The 13259-nt window shown below is 45.8% G+C and carries 7 protein-coding genes; all 7 read right to left on the bottom strand.

Annotation, left to right across the window (positions count from 1 at the left end):
* Positions 1-2: 2 nt before the first annotated feature.
* The 7 genes from BN3772_RS06675 to BN3772_RS06645 all read right to left on the bottom strand — a co-directional run bounded on the left by BN3772_RS06675 (position 3) and on the right by BN3772_RS06645 (position 13231).
* Positions 3-6824: a hypothetical protein gene (locus BN3772_RS06675; RefSeq protein ID WP_042198006.1), complete on the bottom strand. Its 6822-nt coding sequence runs from the start codon at positions 6822-6824 to the stop codon at positions 3-5.
* Between the two features lie 281 nt (positions 6825-7105).
* A complete protein-coding gene (locus BN3772_RS06670; protein WP_157643555.1) occupies positions 7106-8752 on the bottom strand; it encodes a clostripain-related cysteine peptidase in 1647 nt (548 codons plus the stop codon).
* Positions 8753-9033: 281 nt separating this feature from the next.
* Positions 9034-10665: a chaperonin GroEL gene (gene groL / locus BN3772_RS06665; RefSeq protein WP_042173324.1), complete on the bottom strand. Its 1632-nt coding sequence runs from the start codon at positions 10663-10665 to the stop codon at positions 9034-9036.
* Positions 10666-10868: 203 nt separating this feature from the next.
* Positions 10869-11150: a co-chaperone GroES gene (groES, locus tag BN3772_RS06660; RefSeq protein ID WP_042198002.1), complete on the bottom strand. Its 282-nt coding sequence runs from the start codon at positions 11148-11150 to the stop codon at positions 10869-10871.
* A 337-nt stretch (positions 11151-11487) separates the two neighbouring features.
* Complete coding sequence (gene tatC / locus BN3772_RS06655) at positions 11488-12258, bottom strand: twin-arginine translocase subunit TatC (protein WP_042197999.1); 771 nt, start codon at positions 12256-12258, stop codon at positions 11488-11490.
* A 116-nt stretch (positions 12259-12374) separates the two neighbouring features.
* The gene (tatA, locus tag BN3772_RS06650; protein WP_086074442.1) at positions 12375-12614 is read right to left on the bottom strand and encodes a twin-arginine translocase TatA/TatE family subunit; all 240 of its coding nucleotides are present in this window, start codon (positions 12612-12614) and stop codon (positions 12375-12377) included.
* Positions 12615-12745: 131 nt separating this feature from the next.
* Positions 12746-13231, bottom strand: coding sequence for a MogA/MoaB family molybdenum cofactor biosynthesis protein (locus BN3772_RS06645; RefSeq protein ID WP_039870183.1), 486 nt, complete (start codon positions 13229-13231; stop codon positions 12746-12748).
* Between the last annotated feature and the right edge of the window lie 28 nt (positions 13232-13259).

The raw sequence follows: 13259 nt of genomic DNA, 5'->3' as shown, positions 1-13259 counted from the left end.
GCCTACTTCCCTCCTTGATTTGAAACATATACATGAATGTTGAAATAGTCGCGTTTATCCGTTTGGATATATACGGTGTACCAGCCGCCTGAAACATTATCAATGGTATACACTCCGTTTTTCCCCTGAAGGACAGTTCCTTTTGATTTCATCTGGCCTTGTGTTAAAATACCTTTTTCATGACGGGCATACGCGATTCCCGCAAAGTTTTTCAGTGAGATTTCAACTTTGCTTCCAAGAACGGCTGCACTATTTGAGCTGTCTGGCATAACGCCGTTAACAAGGGCTATGGTGTCATAAAGACCCACAAGGCGAACAGTTCGGCGAATGGTTGTTTGATTGCCTGCGTCATCTCTTACTGTGTAGTCAATATAGTAAGGGTTCGAGCGAACAAATTCATTTGCCAGGATGTTGTCAGGGTCAAATACCCGCCCGCCTGCCCCATAACTGATGGTGACCCGGTTCGTCAGATCGACCTTTTTACCCGCAACCGTATCCCATGCTTCGAAGTCCAGAAGCTTTGACTTGTCATAGGCAATGGAGGCATCTTTTTTAGGCGTCATTCCTTCGATGAAGATTAGCTCTTCCCCATTTTTAAGTTTCAGCTCAGGGGGTGTTTTGTCGATTAGACCAATGTCTACACCATACGAGGTATAGGCCCCTGTTCTCCCTTCAAGGTTAAAATTGTAAAGCCCATTTTCTCTATAATTCATTGACTTATCTTGTGCCCAAGGGTCGTTGCCGCCCACGAGCTTAGCATCTTTATCCGTGATTACCGTGACATTCACATTCTGGTTCGTTGCCGGGTTCTTGTCGATGCCCACAACATATCCTGCTTCATCTCCAGAGGTGTCAACACCAACAACAATCTGGTTTTGATGATTCTTTTCTACCCACTCACCACTTTGGTTTTGTTCGAGATATTTGTATGTCCAGCGGACTTCTTTAACCTTGGGTGCTCCAACTTCAATTCCTTCCACCGTTAACAGAATTTTTTGCGTTATGCCAGTCTGGTCCCTGACTTGAAAGACGTGTTCCCCGTTAGTGTTAACGTTGATAACGGCATCTTTATAGGACAGGGCATCGCCGTTTTCATCCTTCACCTCAGTTAAAAGGGCATATTCATATCCGCGATAAGAAACAGTAAGGTCTGTCATCTTTCTAAGAATATCGAGCGGAACGCCGTCACTGTCACGGATTTGGTCAAAGGTTACATTAACGCTCAGCTTATCTTTTGCTAAAGTTGCAATCGCTTTGACTTGCGGCGGCGTGGAAACAATATTGGATATGGTAATTAGCTCATGTCCTTCGTTGCCATAGTCGTCAGCAAAGAACATGGTGACTGTACCATTTTTTCTAAAGCGGACAGCCTTTGTGCCTGGGATATGTACGATATCGTTGGCAGTCAGGCTCCCGGCCGGTTCTACACCGGTGACTGTAATGGTTTTGATATCTTTGCTGAACTTTGTCAGCTCAACATTCACGCTTTGTGCAGTAATGGTGGTCGGAGGCGTACTGTAAGTCTTTGCGATTGCAGTCGGCACTACTTTGTTAATGTTTGAAACGGTGATCGGTGCCACCCAACGGTTTCCGGCGTAGTCATAGGCTGTCACATAATAAATCCCTGAGCTGTCAAGCTCAACGACATATTCATTTTCAAGCGGCTCACCTTTGAACGGATAAACCACATCGCCCTTTTTAACCTCAGCAAATGCTATTTCACCTGAATCATCCGATAGAGTGATCGTTGCAAAGATATTCTGGTTCGTCTTGGACGTGTTTGATAACACATAGGAGGTTTGGCCAATGGTGTTGTCAAAATCGTTATAGCTAACCATATGAGAACCTGTGTTGCCCGAATGATCCCTAAACTCAAATGTGAATGTGTTAACATCTTGCGTTAGAGTCCTTGAGAATGCTGCGTTGTTGTTTGTCATAGAAAGCGTTTTTCCGCCTCCGATGAACTTGAGCGTTGCCATAACCCTTCTATAGGCTTTTCCTTCTTTGATTGGAACCCAGTTCCCAAGATAGTTCTCATAGCTGTATTCCACCGTGTAGTGTGTGTCTTGCGTGATTGGCGTTTTATCAATATTCGAAACGGCGGCCGGCAGTACCGTTGCTATTCCGGCTTTGTTTGTCACTCTGAAATAGACCGTTGCATTCTGTTCAAAGGTTTCGGTGTGCGAAACAATGGAGTCAATCGGGCTAAAGCTTATGCCGTCATACGAACGTTCAAGCTTTAAAATTCCGCTTTCCGGGTCATATACAGAGAGTGTTGCGCTAACATTTTGGTTGGTTGACTCCGTGATTGAATATTTCACCTCTGCAACAGGTGCAGTCTCGTCAACCACTGTAATGGCAACATATTCTGCTTCCATCCGGTCAGCTTCCATACCTTCTGCCGTATATACCTCGAAATAAGCCGACTTTGTTGTTTTTCCATTTCTTAGCGCTTCAAATACAAGCTTTGAATACGCTGTTTTTCCTTCCTCTTCTGTAAATGTAGGGTCAAGAACACTTAGCTCGCTATTTAGCTCTAAGCCAGATAACACGGCATTCTCAACAAAGAAATATTGTGCGGAATACTTGGGATTTGGAACGACAACGTAATACAGCTTGTCGCCCTGGTTAAAGGATATAAACCCGCCGTTTTGAATCGTTTGATCATTTTTCTCCACATAACCTGTAATGTCAAATCCTGTAACAAAATCAACATCAGGTGTGAATTCCAGAACATTATCCCTTCCGACCTCGTCCTGAATATAGAGGCTGATCGGATTATTGTTTTGAACAACCACCTCATAGTCCATTACATAGTCAGCGGATGTTGTTAACAGCCCCGTATGAAGAAGGTTCGACCTTGCCATATCACTCACAACCTCACCCTGGGCGGGCGCGTTAGGCATTACGGTTACCGGAACGTTAAAATACACGCTAACCGTTGCGGTGGTTTTTGTTGTTGCAGGGTTTGCACTGACTCTTACAATGGATGCCTCCGCGTCAATCAGGTCTAGTTTTGAGTCAAAGAAAACTTTCTCAGTCACATTTCCTGCGGTGTCGACGGCTTTGATCCCAATGGCATAGGTGCCGCTAAGCCCTTTCAAGTCAATTGTATAGGTTTTCTGTTTGTTCCCTTCGCCATTAACGATTAACGGACTACTTTGCATGTCCACAGATTGACTTGAATGAAACAACTCATAGTCAGCTTCGGTTAGAGTATAGTTTGCTGTAGGGTCTTGAATAAGTGCGAATGAAGCGGTTGTGTCGCTATTGTCTGAAACTTCAACGGTAATCACACCATCTTTTCTTGCTCCTTTGGTCACGATGTCACTTGAAGCAAGCGCAGATGGAGCTGTTTGGTCGATGTTAGACACGGATATAGGAACTAGAACACGATTTCCAAGCTCGTCAGACAGGATCAGGTTTGTTGTTATGTTCTCGCTTACCGTTACTGTGAATGCACCGTCTGTATATGGAGAAACCGTGATTTTGTCTGCATCCTCTGGTGCAACTGTCAGCTTGCTGATTCCTGTGCCGGCATCATTTGCTATTATTGTTGCTGTGACTGATGCGTTGGTTGGCTGAATGGTGCTATAGTCTGGCAATTCAAAGGTTGGTGCCTGGCTATCATAAAGAATAGTGATCGGTCTTGCTTCTGTTAAGAACTCAGGTTTTTCGTCAGCAGGAACATTGATAAGCCCAAACTGAAGATAGATTGTGTTAACACCCTCTTGAAGCGGAACAGGTGTATCAAGTGTAAAGGCAAAATTCCCGCCCGAATTACTGCTCGCTGTAAACTCGGACACCACAACGCCGTTATCTGTTGGCATCCCGTCTGTTGTTGCATAATATACCGGGTTTTGATATTTTAATGTGCTATCAGAAGTCCATGCTGCATGAGGCTCATTCAAAACAGCATAGACACTATATGTTCCATCTGTTGTTGCACCCATTCCGTTTACAGTCTTTGGCTGGGTATGGTTTAATGTATCCATTTCCGCAGGTCCTGACCTCATTCCAAAGTATTGGGAAATCTTTTTACTTTCTCTGCCATGCGGGTCCTTTGCAACAACAACAATGCTGTACGCCCCTGATGGAAGTCCTGTTAGGGCCAAGGTTTGATTAACCTGAACTATGTTTTCACTGTCTGGTGTCAGTGCCAGCGGATAGTCCGGCATATCTTCAATTCTAATATCTGAGCCGGGCTTAGATAAATAGTAATATGCACTTTCAATTCCACTCCGATCTGTCACCTTCACGTTAAACTGATGTGTTGATTTAAAAAGCTCGGACTGGCTTAAGGCAGTATATTTAATCTCCGGAGGATTGGAGTCATACGTGTATATTCGTGAAAACTCGGCAGTGTTACCAGACTGTTTATTTTTAACACGATACTCAAGTACGTATCTTCCGTCCATCAAAACATTTGTTCCATTAAGATTACTTTTCTCAGCTGCACCAACATCATGGCTCAATTCATACACTCTAAAGTTTTGTGTAAAGCTTGTGTCATTGCCGGAATCAGAAATCCAGCGGTAACTCGTTTCAAAATTTGGATTGCTTACGTCAAAGCTGATGTCAAAATGCGGCTTTGGAAGACTGGAATCTTCCGTTTGGAGTGTGTCGACAACATTTCCATTGAAAATATTCACAGCTTTTTTATAGTATCTTGACACTTGCTCATTTCTTGAATCGTTCCCAAGGGAATCTACTGTGAAATAATAGAGAGTTCCCTCAAAGTTGGCACCTTTAGATATGGATAGTATGGCAGTTGCGCTATCACCTTCTGAGTCTACGAATGCCCACACCCCTTGAGTTGAGGCGATTTCTTTGGATGCAGGTTTAATTTCATCGATTGAAGTGTCAGGTGGCGTCGCAGCTCCGTTTATAAAGGTATAATACGTTCTTGACCAGCCGTTATTGCTTTGCTCGAGGTCGTTCATTTCAAAGCTATAGTCATTTCTTTTGCGAAGCTGTGCATCTTGCGGATGTACAGTTTCTTGTATGGTCACTCGCGGAGCCAGGTTATCGATTTTGATATTTTCAATTTCTGCATATCCGGCATCTCCGCCAAGCGGATTGTCAGCTTGATCCCATCCATACAGCCGAAGCTTGAATTCGCCTTCAGTCGGAACAATTGGACTTAGTTTTATGCTAACTCCATTGATAACTTGCGTGTTAATAGGTGCGGTAACTTTTGTCCGGTTTCCTGTACCGTCAAAGTTTGTTATTCTGGTCATTGCCGGTTCATAGGAATCACCGGTTTTCTTGTACAGCTCATAATTAAAATAGTTTTGATTGGACTCGTTGTGGGCGACATTCCCGTCTGGAAAGAGGGTTTCGCTTGAAACCATATAAAATTCATGCATCTTTTTGATGCTGCTTTGAATGGAATTTGCCCCAACAAGGTCATTTCCATATTGGTCGGTAACCCTTACGGTTGGTGTTTTTGTGTCCACTTTGTGAGTTGAAAAATAAAAGCTTTGTGATGCTGCAGATTCCGGTGTCGGATTTTCCAAATAATAGGCCTGAGCCCGTCCATTTTTCATTAGGGAGGTAGATACATTGTCAAGCTGAAGCCTTATGCCCTCACTTTCAACTGCGCTTACATCCAGCGGTACTTTTCCAGTGAACTGAAGCTTGCCGTTTGGTTTGCCGTCATTACCCTCCAGTTTTGTCATGGTAAGGTTAGCAAGCGGTGTCGTCGTACTGTTTCCAAGATATAACACAGGTGTGGCTTGGAAGTTTGTTATAAGCTCCGTTTTAATTTCTTGCGTCATGGCTTTTTTGTGGATCGAAACTGCTTCAACGGTGATATTAACATCTGTAAATTTACGATTTAGATATCGATTGTCCTGGCTTGGCGAATAAGTAACCGTTTGAGTGATATCGGGGTTAGCGAGATTATATATGCTACGATAGAACGTATAGGTTACATCTTTATAATAGTAATTCTCTTGCCCTATCTTGGTTGTTAAATAGGTTTTAACTTCGGGATCTCCTGAACTCGTATGGGCAAAAGTCCCCCCGAGGCTTTGTGTATTGGTAGACTGGGCAAGCAGCGCCACCCTATAGGTTAGAGAAATCTCTGCTTTGTCCTTTGCAACCATTTGATCGTGAAGCTTCTTGCGGTCAATATCCAGCTGAAAGGTCTGCGTGGCTGTGGGCTCCTTAAAATTCAACCAGTCTCTGCCTACAGCGTCGTCCGAAAGGGTATAGCTGAAAACAGGAGCATCCTCGTATTTCATAATGTCATAGTGACCATATTGGTCCCTGACGTATTTATTCCACTGGGCACTTTCAGAGCCTGACGAATTAGCATCAAGATAGAACTCTCCGCCAAGCTCATCAACGTAACCCAAATCTGTAAATTTTCTTTTTGTTACATCCGAAATGTCACGATAAAGTCTGCCGCGGTCTATTGTGTTTGAGTATATTGGAATGGTTACCGCCTTTGTTGGATTTGTATTCCCCTCAAGATAAGGAAGCCATAAATCCACATAATCACCGTGCCAGTCATCACTGCCCACAAGCCAAAAAACGAATTCGTTCATTCTCCATGGTGGAATATTTTGTACTCCAAAGGTATATTCTCCATAAGAGTTTGGCTCAAAGTCGTCGCCGGGTCCGTCAGTGTTATATGCATAATCAGAGCCTATTCCTGTATCATAGGTACTTACACCCATATAAAGATCATCATCTGTTCCGTTTCCTCCTGTTTTCACACCAATCTTATAGGTATAGGTGGTTGGCACATTCGCATAAACAGGCGCTACTGATGCCAGAAGCGAAAATACCAGCATCAAACTTAAAATCTTCTTCATAAAATACCTCCTAGTATTATCCTGGCACTTTTGGCAGTAAGTTCATTCGCAGTTATGAACCGTGATGATCAAATTTCGACATTTTTTTCTATAATACCATCGTCGAAAGAAGCCCTGCTGCTTTGTAAAGAAAACTTTAAGTTTCATAGATAAAGTAGACTAGGAGCCAGCTTGTTACCACGACACGCAAAAAAAGGCCCGCATAAGTTTGGTACACTCATGCGAAGCCGGAAGCGCAACAATGATAAGACCACATTCTGGACAACGATCAGCCTTTACAGCTATTTTCCGTTGAGAATAGTTTCTATATACTTAGAGCTAAGACCTATGGCTTGTAGCTCTTCTTTCATTTCATTTATTTGTGATATTTTTCTGTTAGGGACATATAAAGCTATGCCGCCCCGATTGTTATAGCCTGCTGAATTTCTTACTTCGAAAGCAAGTGCTTGGGCGGCGGCAGTGATTTCTGATGATTTGCCCATTAGCACTATAAGATCATATTGATCAAATATCCCGTCGTTCTTGCCTAATAGCTCTGAGTTGGTTGCAAGACTTGTTAATGATGAATCCAATTCTGCATTTTCTATTGCCTTAACTAAGGATTCAGCCTGAGAAAGCTTCATCATAGACATTGTTGTTTGCATCTTAGCTTCAATCCCCGAATGAAGGGTAAAGGAATCTAAAATTAAACGCCCTACCCTTTCAGTGCTAATCTGCGGGTTTCGCTCCATTGCACCTATCCATGTGGTATAATACAGCCCTGCTGCGGGGGTTGAATCTTCAGAGGCTATGAGATATTTGCCATGGTCTCTAAGGGCATAGGCCGCTTCAACCGTACCCATAAGGCATGCATCAAAGACGATTAAGTCGAAATACATATCTGCTGAACCGATTGCTTTCGAAAGCTCCGAAACCTTCATCGTTTTTCGTCCGTTTAGCTCGTCTGCACCAAATCCGCCCATTGTTCCATACCCATGATCCCATAAAATCAGTATGTAACGCTCACTTGGTGCAACAGTTTTGCCCCAGACAAGAAAATCCTTTAGTGTTTTAGGGTCTGATGCTGCGGTTTGGATGTGGCTTTCGTGCTTTTTAAGTTGTCCCTTGCCCACCTCAAAGCGTTCTGATGCTCCATCCGTCATATAGTTGTTGTGATATTTGAGCGTTCCGCCTGTTTGAATCAGGATTTTCGTATTTTGGTTTGGCTGGCCGCGAAGAATTTCTTCCAGGTCATCTGTCAGCCGGCCTTGCTGTGATTCAAGATCAGAACCAACTGCATATATTAGAATCGTCGATGATTCTACCTTTTTATCCTGCTCCCAAAGTGACCTTGCCTCGTTTAAAGCTTGCGTTGTGAAAACATCTGTTGTGCTAAGGGTATCACCTAGTGTTGCAATTTGATTTTTGGGTCTTGTGTTTAAAGCATGACTGCTTATTTTTGCGAGCGTTCCCCGATTGAATTCGAGTTCTTTTGTAAAGTCTATTCCTAACACCATGGAGGCGAAAGAAACCGCAGTTTCATAGGTAAAGTCGCCCTTAGTTTCTGAATATCCCAAAACCCTTAAAATCATTGAACAATACTGGTGTAGAGTGGCTGGCCGGTTACCGCCAAAGCTGTATTCATCAATTCCGTTAACTACACCCTTTGCATAAGCATACGACACGTAGCGGCTTTCCCAGCCCGTATCCTTAAACGGATTCTTGTAAGTGCTTGTCAGGACCTCGTCTTCCTTCCCCCACAGACGCAGCATCATTACAAGGGATTCTGCTCTGGTAGGCACCCGCGAGAGTTCATATCCATTCCCCGTTCCACTGAACAATCCCAAGCGGTTAAGCCCTTCTGCATAGTTTGAGCTTTGTGCCGCTGCTGATGGAGTTATTGCAACAAAAAAAACCACAAAAATGATTAAGCTTCGGATATATTTCATCAAATTCCGGCCTTTCAATTTGAGAATAAAGTAGCTGATTGAACCTATCACGCTACTTTAACATGGCAGATTAGCCCCTGTGTGAAAGTTAAAGAAATCTTTATGTTCGGGCTGTGCCGTGACTCCAGATTTCTTGATTTATACCGAAACCTTATTCAAGATATAAAAAAGACACCCTAGAGTAATTTTCATCACTCTAAGGTGTCTTCATTGTACACAATGTGGGCAATTCAGGTTTCTCCGAGGAGAAACCCTTGCCCCACAAGGCTTTACAGCCTTGTTTACATCATGCCGCCCATTCCGCCCATGCCGCCCATATCCGGCATGCCGCCGCCTTTTTCAGGCTCTGGCTTGTCAGCGATAACAGCTTCGGTTGTCAGGAACATTGCTGCTACGGATGCAGCGTTCTGCAGCGCGGAGCGTGTTACCTTCGCAGGGTCAACGATTCCGGCTTCGAACATATTTACCCATTCGCCGGTTGCAGCGTTGTAGCCGATACCTACTTCCTCTTTCTTCAGACGGTCCACGATTACGGAACCTTCTTCGCCGGCATTCGCAGCGATTGTGCGGATCGGCTCTTCCAGAGCACGCAGTACGATGTTTACGCCGGTTCTTTCGTCACCGGTTACATCTACTGCTGCTACTGCATTATATACGTTCACAAGAGCTGTACCACCACCGGATACGATACCTTCTTCAACCGCAGCGCGGGTTGCGTTCAGGGCGTCTTCGATGCGCAGCTTGCGCTCTTTCAATTCTGTTTCAGTTGCAGCGCCTACTTTGACAACGGCTACGCCGCCAGCCAATTTAGCCAGACGCTCCTGCAATTTCTCTTTGTCGAACTCGGAAGTTGTTTCTTCCAGCTGGGAACGGATCTGGCTTACGCGGGCATTGATGTCCGCTTTGTCGCCGCTGCCGTCTACAATTGTAGTGTTTTCTTTGGTTACGCGCACTTGGCGTGCGTTACCCAGTTGGTCAATGGAAGTGCTCTTCAGGTCAAGACCGAGCTTCTCAGTGATCACTTGGCCGCCTGTCAGAGCAGCGATGTCCTGCAGCATAGCTTCACGGCGGTCGCCGAAGCCTGGAGCTTTAACAGCAACAGCGTTGAACGTTCCGCGCAGCTTGTTCACGATCAGCATAGCCTGTGCTTCGCCTTCGATATCTTCAGCGATGATCACGAGCGGACGGGCCTGCTGTACGATCTTCTCAAGCAACGGCAGGATTTCCTGCGTGCTGCTGATCTTCTTGTCAGTGATCAGGATGTACGGGTTGTCCAGAACAGCTTCCATTTTGTCCGTGTCAGTAATCATGTACGGAGAAATGTAACCGCGGTCGAACTGCATACCTTCTACCACTTCAAGCTCAGTCAGGAAGCCGCGGGATTCTTCAACGGTGATAACGCCGTCCTTGCCCACTTTTTCCATAGCTTCAGCAATCAGTTGACCCACTTCGTCGTCAGCAGCAGAGATAGCTGCTACTTGAGCGATAGCCTGGGAATCTTCGATTGGCTTAGCGATGTTCTGCAGTTCAGCAACAGCTGCTTTAACCGCCTTGTCGATCCCTTTACGGATAACCATCGGGTTAGCGCCTGCAGTTACGTTCTTCAGACCTTCACGGATCATAGCCTGAGCCAGAACCGTTGCAGTTGTAGTACCGTCACCGGCTACATCGTTAGTCTTGGTAGCTACTTCTTTAACGAGCTGTGCGCCCATGTTCTCGAAAGCATCTTCCAGTTCGATTTCTTTAGCAATCGTTACACCATCGTTAGTGATCAGCGGGCTGCCGAATTTTTTCTCAAGAACTACGTTACGGCCTTTAGGACCCAGTGTAACCTTTACTGCGTTAGCCAGAGCATCAACCCCGCGGAGCATCGAGCGGCGGGCGTCTTCACTGAATTTAATTTCTTTTGCCATTAGTGTTAACCTCCTAAAAGTTTGTGAGCGTTACTTCTGGGAATATACTTCGAACAAACTAACTTCGAAAGCATATACCTGGTTTGTGAGCGTTACTTCTGGAAATATACTTCGAACAAACTAGCTTCGAAAGCATATACCTGGTTTGTGTTACGTGCACTGAAACTTAAGTATATTTACAGCTATTCTTATACACGTTCCTCTTAGTCAAGAATCGCGTGAATGTCGCTTTCTTTCATAATCAGATATTCTTTGCCTTCGTATTTGATTTCGGTGCCGGCATATTTCGAGAAGATCACGCGGTCGCCTTCTTTAACTTCCAGCGGTACACGAACTCCGTCTTTCAGAGCTCCGCTGCCAACTGCGATAATTTTGCCTTCCTGTGGTTTCTCCTTGGAGGAGTCCGGAAGCACGATACCGAAAGAAGTGGTTTCCTGTTGCTCGCTTGCTTCTACCAATACGCGTTCACCTAATGGCTTGATCATGAAAAATAGCCTCCTTTGAAATTATGTGGTTTGACTTGAAAACATAGATTGGAATACCGGAGAATCAGCATGATTAACCGGCTGTCCGGAGACAGGTTACTGCACGGCATCAGCCAGCTGGTTCCCTATTACCCGGGAGTATTAGCACTCAACCATCTTTAGTGCTAACAACAATTTTTATGATACTCAACTTGAAGACGGATTTCAAGTCCTTTTACGTAAAATCGGATGCTTCCTGCGGAAAAATATGGCTCTGCAGGGTTATCCGGTACACACTCACCTACATTCTATCCACCGGGAGGCAAAATATGCCTGCCCGGCATCAAAACCTGAGACCTTACAACTGCTCCTGCTTCGCATACCTTGCTTCACGCGCTGCATCCTCAGCCAGCTGCCTGCGGTAGACAAAAGCCGAGAGAAACACACTGAACTCATACAGTACAAGCAGCGGCACAGTAACCAGGAAATCCGAAATAAAATCCGGCGGCGTAATAACAACAGCGATAAAGACGAGGGCGAAATAGGCATACCGCCGCATCCGCCGCAGTCGCAGCGGATTCAGAATCCGCAGCTTGGTCAGGAACATCACGATCAGCGGCAGCTCAAACAGCAGAGCCAGCGGCAGGCAGAGGCTGAACATAAAGCTGAAATACTCGGCAATCCCGTATGTCTCCTCCAGCCCCATGCTCCGGGTAACAGAGATCGTAAACGACAAGGCCATAGGGAAGACAATGTAGTAGGCAAATAACAGGCCCAGCACAAATAGCACCGACACATAAGGAACATACCGCAGTGCAGCGCTCCGCTCCTCCGGATGTAGACCCGGACTGATGAACGCCCATAGCTGATAGACAATAAACGGCAGCGATACTGCCAGCGACACCGCCATGGCAATCTTCATGTACATGCCTATACCGTCCCAGAAGGAGAAGGCGTGCAGCACAAAGCTCTGCGCCTGGTCGGCGTCAATCAGGAACTCATATATCGGCCCTGCAACAAACAGTCCGCCGATCAGCCCGGCTGTAAACATAATCAGCACATAAATGATGCGTCTGCGCAGTTCGGACAGATGATCAACCAATGACATTTCTTCCGCTTCCAGAGACATGATAGGTCACCACCCGGATAACATATGTAGAATGCTGTTCTCCTAATAAAAAAATAAAGGAGCGTTCGCCCGGTCTGAAGCAGACTGAGAGTAACGCCCCCGCGTAATTAAATCTGTTATTCCGGCAGCTTCCGGTCCTGCGGAAGATCTGCAGCTAATGACTGCGGGGCCGGCGTAGCAGGAGCTTCACTGCGCTTAGCCGGTTCCGGTTCACTGATAATTTCACGTGCGCCGTCCTTGAATTCACGGAAGGTACGTCCGACCGCCCGGCCAAGCTCAGGGAGCTTATTCGGACCAAACAGCAGCAGCGCCAGGATCACCAGCAGAATAATTCCGGGAGCACCAATACCACTCAGCATTCGTTATTCCTCCTCGCCTTTTATCCGGTCATGATAACTTAAGCAGCAACTTAATAATACCATAACTTATATCACACATCCAACGGCTTTAATCCGGCTAAATGTGACACGGCAAGGGCTTGCAGATGCTATTGACGGTATTGGCCGGTTACCATGAGCAGTGCTTCCGGCAGCTGATCCATGATTGCCGCCAGATTCTCATGTACCCCCTTAGGCGTACCGGGCAGATTAACAATGAGCGTCCGTCCGCGGATACCGCAAATGCCGCGGAAAAGCATGACCGCACGGTTCTTTTGCATCACAGTGCTTCTCATTGCCTCGGACATACCCGGCACCTCGCGCTCAATTACCCGCCGGGTTGCTTCCGGGGTAACGTCGCGGATAGCCAGCTCGGTTCCGCCAGTGGTCAATACCAGATCGGCCTTGAAGTAATCGGTAAGCTCAATCAGCGCTGCAATAATCTCGTCCTGCTCATCAGGCACAATTCTGACCTCGATAATTTCACCGCCAAGCTCTTCTTCCACAAGCTCACGGATAACCTGGGCGCTCGTATCTTCCCGCTCGCCCCGGGATCCTTTATCGCTTGCTGTCAGGATTGCTGTTTTCCACGCCATAGGTTATTCCTCCCTCTCTGTTCTATGT

The sequence above is a fragment of the Paenibacillus camerounensis genome (genome assembly GCF_000723885.1).
GTDB lineage: Bacteria > Bacillota > Bacilli > Paenibacillales > Paenibacillaceae > Paenibacillus_AQ > Paenibacillus_AQ camerounensis.
This window is presented reverse-complemented; position numbering and strand designations above follow the sequence as displayed.